Origin of the sequence: Corynebacterium mustelae (genome assembly GCF_001020985.1) — a bacterium.
Taxonomy (GTDB): Bacteria; Actinomycetota; Actinomycetes; order Mycobacteriales; family Mycobacteriaceae; genus Corynebacterium; species Corynebacterium mustelae.
Window position 1 is genome coordinate 196,273 of the sequence record NZ_CP011542.1, and the last position, 23,696, is coordinate 219,968.

General features: G+C 51.0%; 14 protein-coding genes. 5 read left to right on the forward strand and 9 right to left on the reverse strand.

Features of this window, described 5'->3' with window-relative positions; genetic code table 11:
* Positions 1–27 precede the first annotated feature (27 nt).
* The 4 genes from CMUST_RS00910 to CMUST_RS00925 all read left to right on the forward strand — a co-directional run bounded on the left by CMUST_RS00910 (position 28) and on the right by CMUST_RS00925 (position 12,760).
* Positions 28–5,424 carry a DUF5979 domain-containing protein gene (locus CMUST_RS00910; protein WP_047260936.1) on the forward strand — a complete coding sequence of 1,799 codons (5,397 nt, stop codon included), beginning with the start codon at positions 28–30 and terminating at the stop codon, positions 5,422–5,424.
* Between the two features lie 205 nt (positions 5,425–5,629).
* Positions 5,630–6,673 (forward strand): aspartate-semialdehyde dehydrogenase, encoded by a 1,044-nt coding sequence (locus CMUST_RS00915; RefSeq protein ID WP_047260937.1) that lies wholly within the window; start codon positions 5,630–5,632, stop codon positions 6,671–6,673.
* 673 nt (positions 6,674–7,346) lie between these two features.
* A complete protein-coding gene (locus tag CMUST_RS00920; RefSeq protein WP_047260938.1) occupies positions 7,347–10,673 on the forward strand; it encodes a DUF5979 domain-containing protein in 3,327 nt (1,108 codons plus the stop codon).
* Positions 10,674–11,227: 554 nt separating this feature from the next.
* Positions 11,228–12,760 carry a catalase gene (locus CMUST_RS00925; protein WP_047260939.1) on the forward strand — a complete coding sequence of 511 codons (1,533 nt, stop codon included), beginning with the start codon at positions 11,228–11,230 and terminating at the stop codon, positions 12,758–12,760.
* Positions 12,761–12,857: 97 nt separating this feature from the next.
* Here CMUST_RS00925 and CMUST_RS00930 read toward each other — a convergent pair whose 3' ends face one another.
* From CMUST_RS00930 to CMUST_RS00970, 9 genes are all read right to left on the reverse strand, one after another.
* A complete protein-coding gene (locus tag CMUST_RS00930; protein WP_047260940.1) occupies positions 12,858–13,382 on the reverse strand; it encodes a carboxymuconolactone decarboxylase family protein in 525 nt (174 codons plus the stop codon).
* Between the two features lies 1 nt (position 13,383).
* Positions 13,384–13,980: a peroxiredoxin gene (locus CMUST_RS00935; protein WP_047260941.1), complete on the reverse strand. Its 597-nt coding sequence runs from the start codon at positions 13,978–13,980 to the stop codon at positions 13,384–13,386.
* A 265-nt stretch (positions 13,981–14,245) separates the two neighbouring features.
* Entirely contained in the window at positions 14,246–14,803 is a 558-nt protein-coding gene (locus tag CMUST_RS00940; protein ID WP_047260942.1) for an RNA polymerase sigma factor, read from the reverse strand.
* Between the two features lie 51 nt (positions 14,804–14,854).
* The gene (locus tag CMUST_RS00945) at positions 14,855–15,178 is read right to left on the reverse strand and encodes a Na+/H+ antiporter subunit G (protein ID WP_047260943.1); all 324 of its coding nucleotides are present in this window, start codon (positions 15,176–15,178) and stop codon (positions 14,855–14,857) included.
* Positions 15,178–15,417, reverse strand: a complete 240-nt coding sequence (locus CMUST_RS00950; RefSeq protein WP_407922000.1) for a cation:proton antiporter — start codon at positions 15,415–15,417, stop codon at positions 15,178–15,180. Before CMUST_RS00950 ends, CMUST_RS00945 begins: the two co-directional genes overlap by 1 nt.
* 33 nt (positions 15,418–15,450) lie before the next feature.
* Positions 15,451–15,867: a monovalent cation/H+ antiporter subunit E gene (locus CMUST_RS00955; protein ID WP_047260945.1), complete on the reverse strand. Its 417-nt coding sequence runs from the start codon at positions 15,865–15,867 to the stop codon at positions 15,451–15,453.
* Between the two features lie 2 nt (positions 15,868–15,869).
* Positions 15,870–17,465 carry a monovalent cation/H+ antiporter subunit D family protein gene (locus tag CMUST_RS00960; RefSeq protein WP_047260946.1) on the reverse strand — a complete coding sequence of 532 codons (1,596 nt, stop codon included), beginning with the start codon at positions 17,463–17,465 and terminating at the stop codon, positions 15,870–15,872.
* Between the two features lie 4 nt (positions 17,466–17,469).
* Entirely contained in the window at positions 17,470–17,916 is a 447-nt protein-coding gene (locus tag CMUST_RS00965) for a cation:proton antiporter subunit C (RefSeq protein WP_047260947.1), read from the reverse strand.
* Positions 17,913–20,933 (reverse strand): DUF4040 family protein, encoded by a 3,021-nt coding sequence (locus CMUST_RS00970; protein WP_047263251.1) that lies wholly within the window; start codon positions 20,931–20,933, stop codon positions 17,913–17,915. Before CMUST_RS00970 ends, CMUST_RS00965 begins: the two co-directional genes overlap by 4 nt.
* Positions 20,934–21,137: 204 nt before the next feature.
* On the opposite strand from CMUST_RS00970, the gene CMUST_RS00975 reads away from it, so the two are divergent.
* On the forward strand, positions 21,138–22,706 hold the full coding sequence (locus CMUST_RS00975; protein WP_047260948.1) for a hypothetical protein: 1,569 nt from the start codon (positions 21,138–21,140) through the stop codon (positions 22,704–22,706).
* The last annotated feature ends 990 nt before the right edge of the window (positions 22,707–23,696 follow it).

A 23,696-nucleotide genomic window follows, 5' to 3' on the forward strand; every position in this document is an offset into this window, starting at 1 on the left:
ACTTAAATATCAGTTAGGAAGAATGTTATGCGGAAGTTATTCCGGCGTTCCCGAACTAAAGTGGGCTACGGCACTATCGCGTTGACCGCGATAGTGTCATTGTTCGCGCAGTTAGTTGTGGTCACGCCTACAGCGCACGCAGAGATAAACTCCAATATCGTCATCTCGGAAATCAAAATTCAGAGTGCCGACTCTAGGGGAAATCTCACTGGCGATGGCAATCAGCAACTCATGCAAGGCCTTAATGCGGCGAAAATTAGTTTTAAATACGATGCCGGACACGAATCGGTAACTAACGGAAGCCAATTTAATGTAAAAGTCCCAAGTTTCCTTGGTACGGGTGCCGATCAAAAACTCGATCTGGAAGTTCCCTATAACGGCGGCAAGGTTAAAGTAGCAAACTGCGTGTTAAATAATGCGACGGGTTTGACTTGTACTTTTAACGATCGCGTTGATGTTCTTCGCAAACTGGGATTCACAGGTTTTAAGGGCGATATTTCATTCGTTGCAGGTATTCAGAATACCCACGACCAAAACAGAGCGAACATTTCGGTGAATGGCCGAGATGTCGAGGTTGCGTTGCCTGCGGATAAACCCGTCGGAAAATTAAACAAGCCTTATGGTCGCGCGGGATTCGGGAAAGATGCAGGCAATCTGATCGGTGTCAAAGGTAATCTTGGCTGGGGCGTGAATTTCAATAGTGCTCTGATCCAACAAGAGCTGGCGAAAATTGGTGACGACCGGGTATTCGATGGCAAGAAAGTACACACGCTAACTTTCTTAGAAAGCGCTGGTCCGGGCCAGGAATTTGATCCAAATCTAGCCAACTGGATCCTGAAGTTTAAAGGCAATGCGGAGATATTCTCCAAATTCAACGGCAATGTTCCAACCCCATGCCTTAACGTCATCTTGGCTACTGGAACACGCCCAGGTGTCGTAACCACAGACAATAATGGTTCTGGGTGCAATACGGCGATTCAGCAAAATAATGTAGATTTCACGATGCCCGATGGCTTCTCCATAAGCGTTGAATTCATTGACACAAACAGTGATGGCCAGGCTGATTACAAAGATTCCCAGGCTCGCATTCGGGTAACTGGTCCGTTTGATCCGGATACCAATTATTCGATCAATCCGCAGTTGCGTCGCTCTGGTTACAACGAAGCAGGTCCCTCTGGTCAGGAAGCGCTTGCTGTTAAAGAAGGTATGGCCTACGAAAACAACATTGTCTTGGAAGATACCAAACAATCTTCGAGCTTTGTTGCTAAGGCATTTCAAACCCTCACCGGTACCATTAATATGGCCAATCAATTCGGTACATTCTCGGTACGCAAGTACTTACAGGGTGAAGGCATTGAAAATGTTCAACCGAGTGATAAATTCACCATTAATGGCACTTGGACCCTGCCAAACGGCAACACTGTAGCTTCGTATCCGGGGTGGCAACCGCAAACAGCAGATGGTGTGGAAATCACCATTAACGGTGATCAAGCAGCTGCTACCTCAGGTACCATCACTTTCAAGCTTGCCCCTGGTGAGCGAAAGACTGCCCCGGCACCTCACTTCCCAGTAGGAACTGAAATTACCCTTTCCGAGGATATGCAAACCGCGCCTAAACCTGGTGGTATTGAATGGGAAGAAGCGGAATTTCTTATCAGCAACCGAGTTGTTGAACCGACATTCAAAATTCAGAACCAGAAAAATACAGAGATTGAGGTATTTAACAAGACCAAACGCGAAACTGGCAAGCTTCGCGTGAAAAAGGTTCTTTCTGGTCTGCCTGCTGCACAACAACAGCAAGCGGCTACCGATGAATTCACCTTTGAATATCGGTGCGGTGTCGGCACCAACTACAAAGAGATCTCGAATGTGTCCGGCAGCGGTGCTGAGTTGGAAGTTCCAGGCGACTTCCCGGTCGGAACCTTATGTAATGTGCGCGAGAAGTTTAATCCGCAGGCTCCCCACACGGTTGGTGATTTTATCCAAACCGCCATGGAGCCAGCTGTAGTCACCATTAAAAAAGATGGTGTTGTTGCTGCGGTGACCAATAAGTATGCTCGGCTGAAGGGCGGGTTCCGTATCGCCAAGGACGTCACTGGTGATGCAGAAGTCCAAGCACTTGCCGGAATAAAGTCGTTCACGTTTAGCTACGATTGTCAGATTGATAATCAGTCGGTTGCTAAAGCGGACAACGTTACCGTCACTCCTGGCGAACCAGCCGACATTACCGGAGTGGACGTCGGAGCTGAGTGTGTCGTATCGGAGCCTGATGCAAACAACAATGGTGAGATTGACGGCTACACTTTGACTCGTCCGCAAGAGCAGCGCTTTGTCATTGCCAAGCAATCCACACCGGAGAATAATGTCAAGAACTTCACCAACGCGTATGAGTTGAAGCGCGGTGGCTTTAGCGTCGTCAAGCGATTCGCTGATCCTAAAATGAAGGATTTGCTGAAGAGCGAGACGGTCGATTTTAACTTCACCTGTAAGTCACCTCTAGGTGAGGCATCGAATCTTGAAGGTGACGCCCAGGCTGCGAATGGCAAGATTGCCGTACCTAAAGATGGAACTGCGAAGGTTATCACCGGGATTCCAGTGGGGCATAAGTGTGAAGTAACCGAGGTGGCCGATTCCGCTACCGTCAAGAACTACACCCACAACCCGTTACAGGCTCAGACCGCAGTTGTTGTGGAAAACCCATCCGCACCTGATGCGGCAGCTGAATCCAAGCTCACCTTCACCAATGAGTACACAGCTAAGACCGCCAAATTTGCGGTGACCAAGCAGGCGGAATTGGCCCCAGGCCAGGACGTATACCGTCAACTGTTCGATCAGCAGCTTCAGGCGAAAGGTGAGTTTGAATTCAGCTATACCTGTAGCGTGCCTAACTTCGGTGCACCGAAAACCATGCGTGTTGCAGCGGGTGGTCAAAAGGTGGAAAGCGCTGAAGAATACCCGATTGGTTCCCAGTGCACCATTACCGAGAATCTCGACCAAGCGCAATTGCCGGGATTTAATGCTCCGACGGTAAACAACGAGAGCATCACAGTTACTATCGCTGAAGAAGGTGAACCCGTTGTCACCGCAGCTTTCACCAATACCTATAATCGCAAGTCTGCTGGGTTGAAGCTGCAGAAGACATTCACGGATGGTCGTCCACACGAGCTTAATGCCGACCATAAGTTCCCGGTGAAATGGAGCTGTAATGCTAACAGCACGTCGGGGCCAGACACGTATGTCGCTGGAACAAAAGTTGCTGCTGAACTTCCAGCTTCCGGCGCGTTGGTGGATACCGGTTATGGTTTTGCTGAAGGAACCGAGTGTGTGATTAGCGATGAGGAAGTGCAGCTTACCAATGATTTAATCCGGGCTGGATACACTGCGGAGGCACCGCAATACACGCCACTGACTATCACCGCTGGGGTGGAAAACATTGTTGGAGTGACCAACACTTACACCAAGCAGGTTGGAACGTTTGGTGTTAGGAAGACTGTTGCGGGCGACAATGCTGCTGCCTTTGCAAAGAATAACTTTAGCTTCACCTACGTGTGTGCTGCGCCTAATGACGCAGCCAAGGCCAACGCCATTAATGGTGCAATTACGGTTGCAGGTGACGGCGTTTTAGGAAACGAGAAGTCTAAGGAGATTCCAGTAGGTTGGATTTGTGAGCTGACAGAAACTTCCGCCGTTCCTCAGGGTTACACCGTTAACACCGAGATTAAGAAACCACCTGAGATTGCGCCAGGTGATGGCAATATCTTCAACGTCACTAACACCTATACCCAGCAAACTGGTGGATTTAAAGTAAAGAAGGTCACCAATGATGGGCTCTTTACTGGTACTGAGTTCCGGGTGAGTTACACCTGCGATAATGATCCGGGTAGCAACAAGGAATTAATGGTGCCAGCTAACGGCGAAGCTGTTGTCGTCGACAAGCTCCCAACTGGCACTAGCTGTACGATTTCCGAAAGTCCAGACGACGCTGCCAAACCTGGTTACACAGTGGCTTCCACTATTGATACGCCGCAGGTGACCGTTGAAGCGGATCAGGTTAAAACCGTCACTGTGACGAATACTTATGCGGACAAGATTGGCGGCCTGAATATTTCCCACACCGCTACCGGAAATGCTGCGCCGCTTGGTTCGAAAGAATTGGTTTACACTGTGACCGGTACACCTGATAAAGGTGGCGATCCAATTACCAAGACAGTTAATGTCAAAGCAGGCGAAACAGTGACTGTTTCAGACTTGCCAGCTGGCACCTATACTGTAACCCAAGCTGAACCCCAAGCCCCAGCACCAGTGGTCATTGGCACCACCATCAACACTGAGCCAGGGCCAAGCGTTCAGGTGAAGGTTAGCGGTAACCCAGGTGAGACGGCCGAGGTAGCAGCAATAAATAACTACACCTTGGCAACTGGTTCGCTTACGCTCTCAAAGACAGTTACCACGCAGGAACACGCTGATCGCAGCTTCACCTTTGACTATGCGTGTGAAAGCCCACTGGATCCGAAGAAGATTGCCAACAGTGTCTCAGCTAAGGCAGATGGCACCGAAGTTGAAGTGGTGAAATCTCTCCCATATGGTTCGACCTGTACTATCAGCGAAGACCTTGAGAAAAACGCCATCGAAGGTTACACCATTGCGCCTGTTCCAGCGAAGACCATAAGCATCAACGCTGCGACGCAAAAGGTTGAGATTGAAAACACGATAACCCGCGACACAGCACCACTGTCCCTCGCGAAGGTTGTCACCGGTAATGAGGATTTTGCCAAGAAGGAATTCACCTTCCGCTACACCTGTACCGATACTGGTAATAAGGAAACCGAAATCAAGGTGCTTGGCGACGGCAAACCAGTGACAGTTCGTGACGCAGTACCGACAGGTACCTCTTGTACCTTCACCGAGGACGAAGAGAAGGCAGCCGAACAGCACTACTTCCTCAACATGGAACCGGCGAAGACTGTTACGGTAACTAAACGGGATACACCAGTAACCGTTAGCTTCACCAACACCTACACGCAGAAGCCGTACTGGATTGCTGGACTTATCTTGATCCCTGCAATTATTGGTGGTGCAGCTATCATCGCGGACCTGGCTAAGAAGGGGCACCGTACTGCTCCAGCGACACCTGCTCCGGGCGCTGAAAAGAAAGCCACCGATCCACAGGGTGATGGCGCTCAAGGCCCAGCTAAGAAGGGTGTTGCTAAGGATGGGGCTACCGCACCTCATGCGGCAGCGCCTAAGGGCGAAGCCGCAGGAAAAGCCACCGCACCAGGTAAGAGCCAGCCAGGTGCTTCCGGATCGCTAGCTCGAACCGGTGCATCGGTACTTGGCGTCCTTGCGGCAGCATTGCTTGTCATTGCGCTCGGAGTATTCTTCATCCGACGCGGACGCAATACTGGTACCAATGGTGAAAGCTAAACGATGTACTTAGCTTCGTAGCTGTTGGATGAGCGGCGCGTTGACAACCGATAGTTTGGTATGTCAACGCGTCGCTTTTGCATACCCGAAGCTGCACTGCTTTAGATTCACCCAACCATCGGGTCATTGTGGCGGTGCAACATCGGGGAGTACTATCGAAAAGACACGATCAACCCATAAAAGTAGATTGAGGGGCAGACCCTAAATGACAACAGTTGCAGTAGTTGGCGCGACCGGCCAAGTAGGTCGCGTGATGCGCAGTATCCTGGAAGAACGAAACTTTCCCGCTGATAAGGTTCGCTTCTTCGCTTCCGCTCGTTCTGCCGGAACGACGATGCAATTTCGTGGTGAAGACGTCGTTATTGAAGACCTCGCCGAAGTAACAGTTGAAAACCTTGCTGGCATCGACATTGCATTATTCAGTGCTGGCGGTTCCACATCCTTAAAGTACGCGCCCATTTTTGCTGAGGCTGGCGCAACCGTGGTGGATAACTCCTCCGCATGGCGCAAAGACCCGGAAGTGCCGCTGATTGTCTCCGAAGCCAACCCGGACGACAAGGACAATGCGGTCAAGGGCATTATCGCTAATCCAAACTGCACAACCATGGCATTGATGCCAGTGCTAACGGTGCTGCATAAAACTGCGGGTTTGAAGAAGTTGCACGTTTCTTCCTACCAGGCGGTTTCCGGTTCAGGCTTGGCTGGCGTTGAGACGCTAGTGAAACAGGTCGCTGAAGTGGGGGATCGCGCTGTCGAACTCGTACACGATGGGGCAGCTGTTTCTTTCGGCGACTTAGGGCCCTACGTAGCTCCGATCGCATACAATGCGCTACCATTCGCTGGCAATCTGGTTGAAGACGGTTCCGATGAAACTGACGAAGAGCAAAAGCTGCGTAATGAGTCCCGGAAAATTTTAGGAATACCGGACCTTCTAGTTGCGGGTACGTGCGTTCGTGTCCCAGTGCTCACTGGGCATACCATGACAGTCCATGCAGAATTTGATTCCGCAATCACCCCAGAGCAGGCTAAAGAATTGCTTTACGACGCCCCAGGGGTATCCGTGGTTGATGTGCCAACCCCCCTTGCGGCTGCTGGGCGGGACGACTCGCTGGTTGGTAGAATCCGGCAAGATCAAACGGTCGCCGATAATAAGGGGCTAGTCTTTGTCGTTTCGGGCGATAATCTCCGTAAAGGCGCAGCTCTAAACACTATTCAAATAGCTGAGCTATTGGTGGATACCGATAATTAACTTGACTGGGCTCCCCGGCAAAGGCTGTATGGCCTGACCGTTGCTGGGGAGCTTTCTGTTTACCTATAGCATGCAAAGTCAACGCAACGTATCTTTTATTTCGTGCTTGCGGTGCTGAAATTTCGTGAATTTTAGCGATGGGCCTAGTCCTACAGTAATTAATGGACAGCTGTTCATAATTTAATTTTAACTAATTTAATACTCCCATATAAGTTTTTTAGTATGAGTTCCGTGGTGGGTTTTGACGTTTATCGATGTTGATGGGGATATTAGGAACTTGGCTATTGATAGGGGGTAAAATTTGGGGGAAACAAAGGTAGAATGGGGCATATCACATATTAAAATTGCTCATTATTCACTTATGAAAAATTAACATTTGCCATGCAGTCAATCTGTAGCACTTTAGCCATAATTGGGTTTTGGCAACACTGGCTATATTAGTGTGATTTTATTTCCCAAAAAATAAGTAAAAGATAAGAAATCTACCTAAAAGACTATGAAAATACCGGGGGTAGATTGCTGCTTTTCCACTAATTCATGCATAAGGTTATTGCAAAACAGCCCTCACTTGGCAGAGCTATGCCCAGGCGGGCGGACTGTTTGCTCCGCATTATTAACAATGTGAGCAGCTATGAGAAACACTTAATAAATATTCAAGAGGAGGTGGCTACCAATGGGTCAACTATCACTTACCAATGCTCGCACTAAAGTTCGTGCATTCGTGATATTGATGGTTTTTGCGTTGGTATCGTCGGTTATCGTCGTCATGCCAACCGGTACTGCGAACGCACAAACAGGTTTTGTGCCAAAAGACTTCGCGTCCCAATATGGAACCAACTTGGAAATCAAGCGGGATGCAAAAGTGATCACAGACTCCGACGAGGATAACCGCCCGATCGTGGCCGGCAATGAGATCGATGCGATTTTTGAATGGGAGGTTGGCGGAAACGAGGCACCTCGGCCAGGCGATCAGATGATCATTAACCTGCCAAGCTGGCTGCGAACCTCAACCAATAGGGATGACTACAACGCTGGTAAATACACCACATGTGACTTCAAGGTAACTGAGTCACAGGTAATTTGTACATTTACTGACGCAGTTGAGGGGGACAATAACGCCAACATCAAAGGCCATATTGGTTTGCGGCTCAAGGCAACCCCAACTACGAGGGCTGAGTCTTTAACTTGGGGCCCTGAAAAATATGATGCCTTCTTTGACCTAACTGGCGAGCGAAATGGGGAGATCAAAGCCCCTGGTATCGGTGGTGACAATGCAGCTACCGGAGCGATCCGCAAAGGTGGCAATTTCTCCAAAGATCTTAAATATAAAGATACCGATTACCAGCAACTCTTTTGGTCGGTTCTTATTCCAGCGGAAAAAGTTAACGAGATTGCTGCTGGAAATAATAACGCCATTGAAATTGAAGACACTCTAAGTGATGTCCAGCTCGTCGACCCCGACACCGGTGAAGAAGTGACAGTACGGCACTACTTCGCTGCTGCGGGTGTTGGCGGAAACCTTGAGATTAGTCGGCGCGAAGGAGATTCGCTGGCTAATGGAACTTGGGAGGTGACGGAATCACCGAAATGTAATGCTGGTGGAGAGTACCACAGCGCAAATATTCCTTGCGCTACTCGCATCGCTCAGGCGAATAATGAAACCGGCGAAGTAGCTGCACGTTCTGGTCAGCCTGAAGTAATTACCGTCGATAAGTATTACGGCAAAAATAACTGGGAACCAGCCAGTAAGCTGAAGATCAAGATCGAAAATGTAAAGCCAAATGCGGCATACCGGATTACCTACTACACCTGGATTCCATCCACCTCAATTGGGCCGGATAAAGGTGCATTAAAGAATCCACAAGCAAAGAATTCTATTCGGATCAGCGGTCACGGTGAAACTATTGTCAAAGATGTTGCACTTTACGCCCGCGTATGGGGTGACTCATCAGGTGATCCAAACCGCACTGAGATCGTGGTAAAGAAAAAGGTTGAAGCCGCACCGGGTGAAACCTCTGACGTAAAAGAGTTCCCGCTAGATCTCCATGTCAATGGCAAGGTAGAAAAGTGCAGTGTATCCGAAGAAAAGCCATGCAAGATCATGGTTGATCCAGGTTCCAACGTGAAAATCGTAGAGCCTAGCGTTTCTGGCAGCGCACTTACGTGGAATCCAGGCGTATTCTCAGTTCCGGCTACTCAAGTTAATAAACAGTCAGACATCAAAGTCAGCGGTAATACTGCAACCATTGAGCGGGCAGTTCGTGGTGAAAAGATCACCTTGTTGTTAACCAATAGCTTCCAACCTTCAGTTAAGTATGGTCAGTTCGTAGTGAAGAAGATCCAGCAGGGTTTGGACCCTAAGGGCGGTACCGGTCCAGATCTGACTGCAAAGGAATATTCGTTGAAGTTCCAGTGCGATAAGGACAGCAAGCCGGTAAACGGCGCTTCCGCATATAAGGCCAACACCGACTATGACATCACCGTCACGGCCAAGGCTGAAAAACTTGTGGGTGAATTCCCAGCAGGGACCAAGTGTGTGATCAAAGACGAAGATCTAGCTTCGGCCAAGATCAAGGGGCCACATGCAAACCAAACCAAGGAGTTTGAGGCAACGGCATCCTACGTTCAGGCACCAGAAATTAAAGCTGGCGAAAAGAACGTTGCTACTGTAACCAACAAGTATCAAAATACGTTCTTCCTGAGCAAAGTGGTTGAAGGTGTGCCTCAAGAGCTGTACCAGGACAAAGATTTTACGTTCGAATACACCTGTGGCACTGAAACGGGCCGCGTGAAGCTGAAGGCTAACGGCAAAGCTACTATGATTCCTCAGTTCTTTGACATTGGGACTCGCTGTACCTATAAAGAGGTGGATTTACCAGAAATCCCTGGCTATAAACTCATCAACGTTGAAAAGCCTTATGCGGACGGGCTCTCTATCGTCGGTGCGCCTCGCTATCACGAAAAGCGCGTAGTGAACAAGTACGAAAAGGAAATCATTCTCGGCCAGTTTAAGCTTGAGAAGGCTGTTGTTGGTGTTGATGCTGCAGCTATTGGTAATCCGGAGTTCAAGGCTTCTGCTTCGTGGACTGTTAATGGTAAGTCTGAGAAGCGTGATGTAACTGTGCGTGCTGGTCAGGTTGTTGAGGATTTCCCTGCGCTTCCGGTTGGTACGGTTGTTACCTTGTCTGAGACTAGGCCTGCTGATAATGCTGCTGTTGCTTGGGATACCCCGGTATTTAGTGGTGATGGTGTTGTTGATAACGGCAACGGGACTGCTGACTTGACTATCAAGGCCGGTATTGTTGGCGGCCAGGTTGTCACGTTGACGAATAATGCGACACCACTGGGTCAGTTCAAGTTGCAAAAGGTTGTGAAGGGTCTCGGTTCGTACTTTGTAGGCGATCAGGAGTACAAGGTTTCTGCCAGTTGGACTGCTAATGGCAAGAACGAAACTAAAGATATGACTCTGCGTAATGGTACGGTTGTTGATATCCCGGATCTGCCTGTTGGTACAGTAGTTACGTTGCAAGAGCTCAAGCCAGCCGATAGTGCTACCGCTACCTGGGCTACCCCAGTGTTCAGCGGCGACGGAGTTGTGGATAAGGGCGATGGTACCGCTGAGCTGACTATCAAGCAGGGCACTGCAGATGGCCAGTTGGTAACTCTCACCAACACTGTTAACCCACAATGGTGGTGGTTGCTCATTGGTCTGGTTCCATTGATCAGTGGTGGCTTGGCTAGCCTCGTTCCTGGGCCAGTGGCACCATTGGGCCAGCAGCCACAGGCGCCTGCCCCACAGGCATCTACACCAGCTAAGCCACTCGGCGAAGCACCACAGAAGGGTATTGCGAAAGATGCACCTACGGCTAAGGGCGTGCAAAAAGATTCGCAGGCTAAGTCACTAGCTAAGACTGGTGCTTCCGTTCTTGGATTGGTTGCTATCGCGGCGTTGCTGGCAGCGCTTGGTGTATTCCTGGTGCGTCGTGGGCGTAAAAGCTAGCGGCACGCATAGTTAAGCGATAGTTATTATCGCAGCCGTTTAACCGGTGTTCCCTACGGTAGTAGGGGGCACCGGTTTTTCGCGTATCCTGCAGACGAGATTTGCTGTGCCATACGGCATCAGCGCTTTAGGTTTTAGCTATTAAATTTATTGTTGATTTTGGGTGGGGTGATTGGTGGCTGTATCCTGTTTGGTTTTCGGTATTGGTATGGCGTGAATTGGTATTGGGGAAGCGCCGCTAATGACAGCCTTTTAGCCTGCGAAATGACTGCAGGGGTGATATTGGGGGTGATTTTCGCTATTGATGCACGCGTTTTATGACTTTGAAAGGCTGGGACAATCAGTTTATTCATGCAGCTAGGGCTGTTATTTTGACGGTTATTACGAAATAATTAGATCGGTGTCAATGTGTGGGCATAGTAATAAAGGTTGATCTTTGGCGAATTGGCTTGTTTGCCCTTGGAACCGCCCGTCTTCAGTATTACGCTATTAATCAATCACTTACCCATAAGTTAATAATCTATATCAGTTATAGGTTTAAGAAAGGTTTGCATATGGATACCAATGACATTGTTTCGAATGGCATGCGTCCAGAACTGACCGGCACCACCACTCAGCACGGTGGCCGTCCCGTTCCTAGCGAAAACATTTCCATCACGGCTGGCCCGCAGGGCGCTAATGTTCTTAATGACATTCACCTGATTGAAAAACTGGCCCACTTCAACCGCGAGCGCGTTCCAGAGCGTAATCCACATGCGAAGGGCCACGGCGCATTCGGTGAATTACATATAACTAACGACGTATCCGCTTACACCAAAGCCAAGCTGTTCCAGCCAGGTACCGTAACCCCCATGGCTGTTCGGTTCTCTACCGTCGCTGGTGAGCAGGGTTCTCCTGATACTTGGCGCGACGTGCACGGTTTCGCTGTGCGCTTCTACACCGAAGAAGGCAATTATGACATCGTAGGTAATAACACTCCTACCTTCTTCCTGCGGGACGGCATGAAGTTCCCAGACTTCATCCACTCACAGAAGCGTATGGGGCAGACCGGTCTGCGCAATGCGGACGCACAGTGGGATTTCTGGACCCGCACCCCTGAGTCCTCCCACCAGGTTACCTATTTGATGGGTGACCGCGGTACCCCGAAGACCTCGCGGCACCAGGACGGCTTCGGTTCGCACACTTTCCAGTGGATCAATGAAGAAGGTACTCCTGTTTGGGTTAAATACCACTTCAAGACTCGTCAGGGCTGGGATTGCTTCACTGATGCAGAAGCTCAGGAAATGGCTGGCAAGAATGCGGATTACCAGCGCGAGGATCTCTTCAACGCTATTGAAAACGGCGACTACCCAATCTGGGATGTCAAGGTTCAGATCATGCCGTTTGAAGAGGCGGAAACATACCGGTTTAACCCATTCGACCTGACCAAGACCTGGTCGCAGAAGGATTACCCACTGGTCGATGTCGGATACTTCGTTCTGAACAAGAATCCACAGAACTTCTTCGCTCAGATCGAGCAGATGGCGCTGGACCCAGCGAACTTGGTTCCAGGTATCGGCCTGTCCCCAGACCGCATGCTCATGGCTCGTGCCTTCGCTTATGCGGACGCACACCGGTACCGGATCGGCCCGAACTACCGTCAGCTGCCAGTGAACCAGCCGGTATTCCCGGTCAATACCTACGCTCATCAGGGTCCGATGGAGTACCAGTTCAATCCTGCGAGCGCGCCGGTTTACACCCCGAACCGTTTTGACAAGGGTGCTGGCTTCTTGGACGATGGGGTTTCTTCCTCCTCCGGCGTGAGCTACGGCCAGGCTGCCGAGTTGTTCGTTAACCCAGATCCGCATGGCACCGACCTGGTGCGTGCTGCCTACGTGCAGCACTCCGAGGACGGCGATTTCGTCCAGGCTGGAATCCTCTACCGCGAGGTTATGGATGATGGCGAGAAGGAGCGATTGGCCGACAACATCACCAATGCAATGGTTGGTGTCTCCCCAGAGACGGAAGAACGTTGCTACTGGTACTGGGAGCAGGTTGACCCGCAGCTGGGTGCTCGGGTTAAGGAACTGTTTGCTACCAAGAAGTAGTTCGCTTTACGACGTCGCCTAGGGGCGACCGAGGTGATGTCGTAAAGCATAAAAAACCGGCGCGGAGGTTTTCCCTCTAACGCGCCGGTTTTAGTGATTAGCGAGCGGCTTCGATCTCGACTACCTGTGCGACACCTTGGATGGTGGCGGCAATCTTTACGGCCTCGAAAACCTGTTCTTTGGTTAGGCCCTCACTCCGTACGGTCTTTTCGTGCGCAATGGTGCAGTGTTCGCAGCCATTAATGGCGGACACTGCCAGCGACCACAATTCGAAATCGACTTTTTCTACACCGGGGTTTGCGATGACGTTCATGCGCAGTCCCATCTTCACCTGGGCGTAGTCGGACCCCAACCAGCCTTTTGCCCGATAAGCGACGTTGTTCATCGCCATGATGGATGCGGCGGCGAGTGCAGCGTTGAACGCCTCGTTACTGAGATGAGTCTTTGCGTCTTCGCTAATTTCTGAGAACACTGTTTCGCTGCGGGTGGCTGCGGCGGAGGCGAGAAGGGTTCCCCATAGCTGCTGTTCGGTTAATTCGGTGCTGCGCAGCAAGGTGCCGATATTAAGCTTTAAATCTTTAGCGTATTCTGGTAGCCCTGCTTTGAGATTATCGATGCTCATATTACTTCAGGCCCTCCTGCAGCTCCGCGAACTTGTCGATGTTCTTGGTCGGATCGTTCTTCTGCCAGTTGCAGGCGCACACCTCTTCGGACTGGAGGGCATCAAGAACGCGCAGAACTTCGTCCACATTGCGGCCAACTGCATCAGGGGTCACGGAAACGAATTGAATGATGCCGTCTGGGTCAATGATGAAGGTCGCCCGGTCAGCAACACCGTCGCTGTTTTCTACACCTAGTTCGCGGATGAGCTCATGCTTGACATCGGCGAACATTGGGAACGGGACGTCCTTGAGCTCTGGGTGGGTGGCGCGCCAATTGAAGTGGCAGAACTCGTTATCGGTGGAGCCGCCGAGGACCTGAGTGTCGCGATCCTGGAACTCTTCATCCAACTTGCCAAATGCTGCGATTTCGGTTGGGCAGACGAACGTGAAGTCCTTCGGATAGAAGAAGACAATTTTCCACTTGCCCTCATATTTGCCTAGTGAGACGGTTTCGAAATAGTCCTCTGGCTGTGCTGCATCAACATTGTGCAGATCGCCGCCCTTGAGCGCGGTAAGTTCAAATTCTGGAAATTTTTCACCAACGGTCAAAATTGACATCGTTTTTCATTCCTCCAACGGCAATGATTGTCTTTGTAGGGGTGTTTTTCGCCCCCACTACACGTTTCTACCGCCACGCTGAGAAGGTGTCAATGAACTAATATAAAAAATCGATCTGCTATAAATAGGAAAAATTTATGCTTGCGATTGGCTGGAGTTCTTAAGCCAGCGCGTTGGGTGTACTCGCATAAGAAAACAAACATATGCTAAGCGGAATATGACTGAAAACCGTGAGATAGATAACCCCGCAACGGGGTTAAACAATTCAAGCGCTACGTGACGTTCCGGTCGATGTTTGCGAAGCCGCAATAATATCTGAACGAGCGCGAGCAACCCGAGACCGTATCGTGCCGAGTCGGACATCAGCGATTTTTGCGGCCTCTTCATAGCTGTAGCCCAAGACTTGGGTGAGTATTAACGCTTCACGGCGCTCTGGCGGCAGGGCGTCGATAAGCATACGCACATCAACCCACTCTGACCAGTTGGTTTCCGTAGGTGAGTCGACCGATTCTACCTCAGCTGCAGACTTTCTAGGGCGAGCCATATCATGGCGAATGTTGTCCACCCATACCCGTCGCGCTAAGGACAACAACCAGGTTCGTGCCGATGACCGCGCCGCAAACCGGGGCAGGGCTTTAATAACCCGTAAGTAAGTTTCTTGCGTAAGATCGTCAGCGATTTCCGTGCCACCTAAATGCGCCAATAATCGCCACACATCCGACTGAGTAGCTTTAATGAACTCAGTCAAGGCAGCCCGATCACCCCGACCAGCCTTCAAGGCTAGTTGGGTGATATGTTCGTCCACTGCAAACTGTGCGGTCATGGTGAGAAAAGTTTAACACGTACACCTAATCGGGACAGATCGCATCTTCTGCTAGCGGGAGCTAGGTTCTTCTTCTTCGGTGGCAACCGCATATAACGAACGGCCAGCAATAAACGACCCTACGGCCAAAACCACCAGATAACCCGTAATCGATAGCACAGCCCGGATAAGATCACCAAAGACCAAACCATGGTTGCCGATGTCATAGATTAGCTTTGCGACGATCAACAACGGCAGCCCCACGCTGGTAGCTGGTCCCATCAGGTTTGCTTGGGTGAGGGGCTCTTGATAGCGCCAATACGCCAATACAGTCAGTAAAAATAACAGGCCAGCGATCACGATACACACGCCTGCGATAATCTCAGTAATAATCATTAACGGCGTCCCTTCGAAATGATGCGCGCCATTGACATTGTTGGCAAGACACCACCAGCAACCGCAGCTAGCAAGATGATCTCATAGGCAATAGCCGTCTCGCTTTGCATGGACCAGATCACATAGAACCCAATCATGGAATAAAACACCAAGTCCGATACCACCGCACGGACGAACTCATCCTTGGTACGCACGATCAAAACGATGATGCTCAGCAAGGAAACCGCCAGCAATAACATGCCAGCATAGGCAAAATAATCGAATACCATAAGCTATGCCTTCCTTCCCAGCGATGACGCTTTCGGCGCAGGATATTCCACCTTAGCAGCGGAAAGATCATGGGCAATTGCAGCTACGTGCGGGGCCAACATTTCTTCCATTTTTTGAAGATCAGCCAACACTTGGTCTGGTTTAGAACCATAGACAGCGTGGACGATCAAATGCCGATCGCCTTGTTCATTTTCCTCATCATCATCAACGATGGTCAGCGACATTGTGCCAGGCGTAATCGTGATTGATGTGGCGAATAATGTAATGTGCCAATCGCTGGTCACCCGAAGCGGATAGGTAACGACGCACGGATCAATTTTCTTATTACCGCTAAGTGTGTCAATAACCACAGTCCAGGTAGCAAGGAGAAGCTGAACCTTGAGCCACAAAATAAATTTCACAGCATGGACAATTGCCATAATTAACTGGCACCTCCCGAAATAGTGGCTGCCGCCACGGAACCTACCGCCTGGTTTGGATCCAAACCGAGCACGGCGGAGACGTAGCTGGAGACGTCGATAAGCGAATCAGCAGCAGAAAGTACGACCGAAACTAACGGGCCTGCAAAAATAAACATCCCGAAACTCAGCACGGCAAGCGCTGCAGCTGGGGCGATGCGCGCTAAGGGCACCCGGAGACTTTCTGGAATGCGTTGTTTATTCATTTCTCCGCCCCAGAAAACCTTCCGCCAGATTCGTAGCACTGCCTGGAACGCTGCGAAACTTGCGAGTATCACCACAGCAATAACAATCCAGCCTGCGGTTGTTTGCGTGGCAGCGACATTGACTATCAGATACACCTTCGCCCACAACCCAGAAAACGGAGGGAAGCCAACCAGAGAAAACGCGCCAGCAGCGAACACCGCGGCAACCAGCGGGTCACGACGCGCAATGCCAGAAAGTTTCGATAACACGTCCTTGCCGTAAGTTTCCTCCACTGCACCTGCGCTCAAAATCAATGAACCGACCGTAATCATGTGGTGCAGCATATATAAAATTCCAGCTGCCAAGGCTGCCTTTTCATTTCCTGCAGTGAAGGCCAACATCACCATAATCATCGGCATGCCATTGACCATCTGGTACGCAAGTACCCGGCGCATGGAATTTTCCGCTAAGCCCGCAAACGAACCCACGATCATACTTGCAATGCAAATGACAATGATCAGCGTTGTCCAGCGCGGATCAAGATCAAAGATCACCACGTATATACGGAAAAGAATGAAAACTGCGACCTTGGTATGCAGCGCCGAAAACAACGCCATAACGCTTGCCGACGTCTGCGGGTAGGAACGTGGTAGCCACGTGTGAACTGGGAACAACCCTGCCTTAACAACCATCGCTATCACCACGATCCCCATCGCTACCGTGGCTGGGCCGTGACCTGAAGCGACACCACGTAGCGCTGCGATATTGACCGTGCCAACCACGCCATAGACGATAGCCACACCAACCAAAAGTAACGTCGACGTAGCTAGATTAACCAGCACAAACGCGCGCCCAGCAGACAAGCGGGCCCACGTGCCAGTCATTGCCAATAAGCCATAGGACGGTAACAGCATGACTTCGATAAAAACGAAGAAATTGAAGAGGTCAGCTGTCAGCAGTGCACCCATCACACCGCTGAGCACCATAGTTGCCAGCGCTGGATAGAACCGGGCGCGGGTTTCGCCAACAACCAATGCAAACCAATTGGCAGCAATCGCAACAATAGACGTTGTCACGATCATCACTGCAGCGAATTGATCACCTGCTAATGGGATGGCAACGCCACCGATATAAAGTCCCACCGAATGAGCAATGGTGCCATGTGCGGCGGTGTAACCGAAAAGCCACAATCCGCCCAACATCGTGCCCACTGGAGTGAAAAGACATATGCTGTCGCGTATCGGGCGCCATGGCGCAATGGCAGCAAGTGCCACCAAAGCCAGCGGAATGCCAACAAACAACGGCAAGACTGCATCGACTTTAAAGCCGCCCGGTGCTTCCGCAGCAGCTGCGAGAAAAACTGGAAGCGTCATCAGGTTAATGGCCTTTCGGATCGATAGATTTCATACGTGCCTCATGTCGGCTCCGACGTTTTGCTAGATGAGCTTCGCTGGCGGCAAGCTCCGCCGTGGTTGTGGACCTACCTAAGGTCTGCAACGGTGAATCTTCATCAGCAACAACCTCGGCCTCGGTGTCATCTGACCGACCCAAACCGGAAAGCGTCAACATATATGTGGTGGTCGCCATAGCGATGACGATTGCGGTGAGAACAAACGCCTGGGGGAGTGGATCGGCAGCATCAGAAATCTCCGTGTGTCCAGGAAACGGTTCGCCCCGCCATACAGGTACACCAGCTGCTAAAATCAACAGATTGGCTGCGTGGCTAAGCAATGTCATTCCCAAAACAATCCGAAGCATTCCGCGCTGCACCACCAGATACACTCCACCAGCAGCAAGCAGGGCAATAGTTAACGAAATAATCACTTGGGGTCCTCCTGCTTGTCTATATTCTGCTCCGGTTCTCGATGGGTTATCGTGCTGGTATGAGATGCAGAATCCGCCCGCAGCGCTGCTGATTCTTGAAGAGCATGTTTCTCAATCAATGCCTGCTCCGGCGCTTCCGGCGCCCGCCGATGCTCATCCGGGAAATCACCTGGTTCATGTAATACCTGCACCAAAGGCTGCAATGGTGAATCCTGTCGATTGAAGTTCAAGTCCTTATATTCCATACCCGGACGTAAATAACCGCCCAAAGCATTGATAGCCATCGAGAGCATGCCTAGCACCGCCAAATACACGCCAACGTCGAAGATCAACGACGACGAAAGATGCTGCCCAAAGGCATAGCCATGGATTGCGTATAAGAATGAGCCATGCATCAAACCGATAAAGCCTGCCACTAACGCAATGATGATTCCAAAGCCAGTGAGATAAATCGGAACCGAAACCCCAAAAATTCTTCGATCACGTGGGAAAGCGATATACGTCAACATCATCGCAGCTCCGGCGACCAAGGCTGCGATAAAACCACCGCCGGGTTCATTATGTCCACGCCAGAAGATTAAGGCGGACAATACGACTAAAACCGGAACTAAGGCCTTGAGCAGCGTGCGTAATGGGATCGAATTTACCGTCGATTGACCGATAGGCCCCGGATGCGTCCCCTTGGCAAATGGATATCGAGGCATAGAGGTCACTACCGCTGCGATAACCACTGCAGCCATGCCCAGTACTGTTAATTCACCGAGGGTATCCAGGGCGCGGAATTCCACCAAAATAGTGTTGACCACGTTATCACCACCGGTGATGCCAGGAGCCTCATTGAGGTACCACAACGCAATCTCACTGCGATCGTGTCGGCCTAAGAGCATGAAGGATGCTAAGAACGTTAATACTCCCACCGTGGCCGCCAACATACCGCCAACCACCTTGCGTTTGCGCTTTGTAGGGTGGAAATTTTCTGGTTGTTGACGCACAACCATCATCATGATGACTACAACCAACGCCTCCACCAAGAACTGAGTAAGCGCCACATCAGGAGCACCCAGCATAAGCACCTGGAGGGTGACGCCGACTCCCACAGCACCTATCAACACCACGGCGGTTAAACGTTTTGTCGTTCGCGTCAGTGCAATCCCACTTGCAACGATGATGATTAGCGGCAACAGATCGTAAACCCGATCCGCCCCAGCTACCCGAGGGGAAAGCGCAACGCCGTCGACCCCGCCGTACAATAAACCGGAAATAGCAACTGTGGTGCCGAAAACCGCCAAGAGGAGAAACATGAAGGCCAAGTGGCGGGCAGGCGATAACGAATCAGCCATGCGCCCAAGCAGACGACCGAACTTGGACAGCGACTGATTGAATACCTTCAACAGATCATTGCCGGAATACGGTGCAAGACGTTTGGCGTCAACAAGCGACCAAATCTGGCGCCGGAAAAATATCCCGACGACACCGACCAACAGAACCACTGCCGATAATATAAAGGGCACATTTACCCCATGCCACAGAGCTAAATGCACATGCGGGTCTTCGCCAATCGCGGCAGCCGCTGCGGAAACCGGGGCGTCTAAATACCCAAGCGCAAAGACCAGTGGAATGGACATAAAACCGGGCAAAGCGGCAGGAAGCCACAACAAAACAGGTGCCTCACACACCTGCGACATATCTCGATCACCGTCAACGAAACCATCTGCAACGATGCGCACAGAATAAGTAAAAGTAAAGATCGCACCGATAGTTGCCGCAGCTAGAAGTAATGCAATGCCGAATGCACTAATGGGGGCTTCGGTAAACGCGGTCAGCATTCCCTCTTTGGAAATGAAGCCGAAGGTGGGCGGAATAGCGGCCATTGATGCTGCAGCGATCACAACCGAACCAAATGTAAACGGAAGCTGCCGCCAGGAGGAGCCAAGCCGGGTGGCATCGCGGGTTCCAGTCTGGTGATCCAGCACTCCGATGAGCATGAATAACGAAGACTTAAACAGCGCGTGGGCTAAAGTGTGCACTAACGCGGCAGCTAGGGCCGCCGGGGTACCCACGCCGATCGTTGCTACGATCCAACCGAGATGGGACACCGTGGAATATGCTGTTAATTTCTTTAAATCGGTTTTTTGGATGGCGAATAATGATGCCATAACCGCAGTTGTCATGCCGGTGATAATCAGGAGATAATTCCATACCGGAACGTTGTGAAACACCGACGAAAACCGCAGCAAAACATAAATGCCAGCTTTGACCACGGCGGCGGCATGGAGGAACGCGGACACCGGTGTTGCCGCAGCCATTGCCTCCGGCAGCCAGAAATGAAACGGCAACTGTGCCGACTTGGTAAAAGCCGAGATTGCAATCAAGACCGCCACTACCGCAGTTACCGTCGGGTTAGTCGCCCAGAAATCAGCGGCTATGATCCCGGTTATGCTGGTGGTGCCCGCTTGCGTGGCAGCAATAGCTAGTGCAACCAACAAGGTTAAGCCGCCGATAAAAGTCAAGATCAACGTGCGTTGGGAACCCTGTTCGCCACCCGCGCCACCGGAGCGAGCTATCAGCATAAACGATGCAAGTGATACCAATTCCCAGGCGATAAACAGCACGACTGCGTCGTCGGCAAGCACCAGAAGCAAAATCGCAGCGGTAAACGCCGTCATTATTGTGTAGAAACTTGTGTTCTTTCGATATTTTGGCAAATAACTGGCCGAGTAAATAAACACCACTGAGCCGATAACCAGTGCTAATAACGCAAAAAATACCGATAGTGCGTCAGCGCGCAGCCGCAGATCAACATTGATGCCAGTGCCGACGAAATCTGGCACCCAAGTGGCAGTCCATACCAGAGGAGTGCCTGAGAAAATGTCAGGTAAATGCGGAACGAGCACGCCGACGGCAACTAGGAATATTGCGGCGAGTGGCCATCCTGCGGCGCGGTCAAATAACTTGACGCACATAGGAGCCACCGCGACGCTCAGCGCCACCAGACCGAGGACAAAAATTAACGACACGTAAAAACTCACACCCACAAACGCTTAGAACGGGGGTGGCGCCACCAGTGAACACAACTGACCTAAAAACTCAAGGAAAACTGCCGGAAACCCGTGGCGCCTACTTTCATTTCTATAAAAATCGAACAATAACTTTGACAATAATACCAGTTACCTGCGGTGTGGCTTGGCCTTAAGGTTAAGGAAACGGATACATTTCACAGTATGACTTCGAAGCCGTCAGCCCTCAAACGCGCAATCGTCGCCCTTCTCGTTGCGGTTCCGTTGCTTGGCGGGGCTACCTTTTCCGTGCTTGCCGGAATCGACCCCGCTGACGCTTGGTCCGCCACCGATAACCGGGAAGGTGCACCAGCCGTCATCGACGATTCATTACTTATCGACGCCCGCCGTGCCACCGGTGAAGCCAATTCCCAAGCGGGATTCCTTGTCAATGGAACAAAACAACTAACCGAGGGTACTAAAAAAATATCTGGCCGAAGTGGCGAAGTCACTGGGGCGGTTACCGCTGCCGCTGATGGTTCGAAAAAACTATCAGATGGACTTGTCCAGTTACAAGCAGCAACTGGACAGTTAGGTGACGGGGCGACAAAAGTAGCCGACGGCGTAGAACACGCGGTTAATCAATTGGTGACATTTGAGGTAGTGCGCGGACAGATTGTTGGCACCATCGACCGGTATTTAGATGATCTCAAAGGTGCCACCGACGCCGATTCTGTGGAGCTTCGGGAACAGCTCACTGGTTTTAGGGATCAAGCCAGTTCCTTCCAATTAGACGAAGGAACCCGAAAGCAATTAGAAGAACTTCGCGACGGCTCGCGGGAAATCGCCAACCAACTTCACGTTCCGGGATACGCCTACCATGACGGGATTTTCTCGGCGACAAAAGGCGCAAAGGAACTCCACGATGGGCTCAATCAGTTAAACGCTGGTGTTGATGAAGCCCTTGCTGGTGTCGGGGAGTTGGAATCTGGTGCGGTGAAAATCGACGATATGGCGAAACTGACCAAGGAGAAGATAGCGGCCATTCAACGGGCCATGCCAATTACGCAGGCAGGCACTCCTGAGGCTGAGGCGGCTGGAGTTACCCGTACGTTTGCGCCAATGTACGCATTTCTCATTTCCGCTGGCGTGCTACTAGGTGCTGCATTGCACCGCCGGGGTGACCGCGAACAATGGTGGCTAAGCGCATTGGTTGTTGTCGGTCTGGGCGGCGTGGCAACCATCCTGAGCGTGATCCTCGGCTCGGGCATTGAGGCGGTTCAAATCCTTGGAATTACTGGCCTTGCGGTGCTGCTGGCTGCTTCCGCATTAATAGGCGGGATGCTGTTGTGCCGGATTCTGGGGCCGCGCATTGGGACGGTGGCTGCAATCCTTGGTTCGCTTGCCCAGGTGGGAATAGTCGGATGGGCTTGGAACTCCGCTACCACCAGCGCGGTTGATACTGCCTGGCTTGCGCTTTCAAGCCTGACGCCGGTGCATTATTCCACTGCCGGGTTGGCGGCATTGGGCAACTCCGGTGGGGTGTCGACCATGGTGGGGATCAGCTATGGGGTGTTGTTGCTTTTAGTCGTCGCCGGGGTTATCGGGCTGAAGCTTCTTCCAGCCCCTGAGATGGAACAGGCCCTTGCCTGGGAGGGCGACTATTCAGAAGAGTTTTTCGACGAGTACGACGACGGGGCGGATGTCGTCGACGCCGATGAGGAGTATCTCGATGGTGAGTACGCCGACGGCGAATATATCGATGATCAGTCCTATCGGGATAAAACCAACTAGGGCGAAATGAGTTACTCGCATTGCTGCGGGGACTGTCCACGGCGATCAAGGCAGTGGTGTCATCTCGCCTTTAGCGAACAACACTAGGTTCCTAACTCACGTCACTGCCGAGCTAAGACGCTGAAGAACTAACGTGTTGGCCTCGGCCCATCGATGGCACGGGCGGTGTATTTCCGCCCCAATTTCTCCAAAGCCGTGATCCGCAAAACCCTCTGTGAAAGCGCGGATCGACGCAGTGGTCGTTTTCCAACTCGACCTTTAGCTCCCGTCGTCCACGAAACCAACCCTCCAACCGCCTAAAGGTCGAGTTGCTTTCAACGCCTCCCCCGACCGGCCGGATAATCGCTGGACTGCAACGTCCAACCCGCTCAATTTCAGCACTCATATGACGTCAATCTGGATTCGCATTCCTGCCAAGAACTACCCGCGGCAATCAAGAGGGTTGGGCAAAAAGGAAAGGCACCACGATCACGTGGTGCCTTCTCGCCTTTAGTGTTAAAACACTAGGTTTGCATCGCACTATTACGATGAGCGGTGTTTCAGCGGGAATCCCGCTAAAACGCTTTCCTTATGAGGAAAGGCTGCTCAACTTGCTTGTAACAGTGTCAACTGCGTTGACTGCAAACTTTACGACAGTGACGATGAGACCGCCAATGCCATTGACCATACTTTCAACAAATGTAGTTACTGAACCCATGTCCCTAATTGTAAAGATAGAAAGTCATGAATTCAATGGAAAATCGCTTAAAGTTTCATATTCTTTTGTTTTGAGAAAAGCGGAGAAAATGTGAAAAAGACTGTCAGTAAAGCGGCGGAAATGGCTGATTTTTATTGATAAAATCCCGGATTGCAGTATTTTTGCAGATTTACCAACATGTGAAATGGGAAATATTCATATAGGCATTCATTGCGTGTGTATCTATTAAGAAAATAAAAATCACCTGAAATTCGCCGCTTTTTCCGGAGAAGTGCGGTGAAATCAGGTGAAAA

What these genes read in the sequence shown, in the direction of transcription:
- CMUST_RS00910 (WP_047260936.1), top strand. Translation starts at nt 28, where the DNA reads ATGCGGAAGTTATTCCGGCGTTCCCGAACTAAAGTGGGCTACGGCACT.
- CMUST_RS00915 (WP_047260937.1), top strand. Translation starts at nt 5,630, where the DNA reads ATGACAACAGTTGCAGTAGTTGGCGCGACCGGCCAAGTAGGTCGCGTG.
- CMUST_RS00920 (WP_047260938.1), top strand. Translation starts at nt 7,347, where the DNA reads ATGGGTCAACTATCACTTACCAATGCTCGCACTAAAGTTCGTGCATTC.
- CMUST_RS00925 (WP_047260939.1), top strand. Translation starts at nt 11,228, where the DNA reads ATGGATACCAATGACATTGTTTCGAATGGCATGCGTCCAGAACTGACC.
- CMUST_RS00930 (WP_047260940.1), bottom strand. Translation starts at nt 13,382, where the DNA reads ATGAGCATCGATAATCTCAAAGCAGGGCTACCAGAATACGCTAAAGAT.
- CMUST_RS00935 (WP_047260941.1), bottom strand. Translation starts at nt 13,980, where the DNA reads ATGTCAATTTTGACCGTTGGTGAAAAATTTCCAGAATTTGAACTTACC.
- CMUST_RS00940 (WP_047260942.1), bottom strand. Translation starts at nt 14,803, where the DNA reads ATGACCGCACAGTTTGCAGTGGACGAACATATCACCCAACTAGCCTTG.
- CMUST_RS00945 (WP_047260943.1), bottom strand. Translation starts at nt 15,178, where the DNA reads ATGATTATTACTGAGATTATCGCAGGCGTGTGTATCGTGATCGCTGGC.
- CMUST_RS00950 (WP_407922000.1), bottom strand. Translation starts at nt 15,417, where the DNA reads ATGTTATTGCTGGCGGTTTCCTTGCTGAGCATCATCGTTTTGATCGTG.
- CMUST_RS00955 (WP_047260945.1), bottom strand. Translation starts at nt 15,867, where the DNA reads ATGGCAATTGTCCATGCTGTGAAATTTATTTTGTGGCTCAAGGTTCAG.
- CMUST_RS00960 (WP_047260946.1), bottom strand. Translation starts at nt 17,465, where the DNA reads ATGACGCTTCCAGTTTTTCTCGCAGCTGCTGCGGAAGCACCGGGCGGC.
- CMUST_RS00975 (WP_047260948.1), top strand. Translation starts at nt 21,138, where the DNA reads ATGACTTCGAAGCCGTCAGCCCTCAAACGCGCAATCGTCGCCCTTCTC.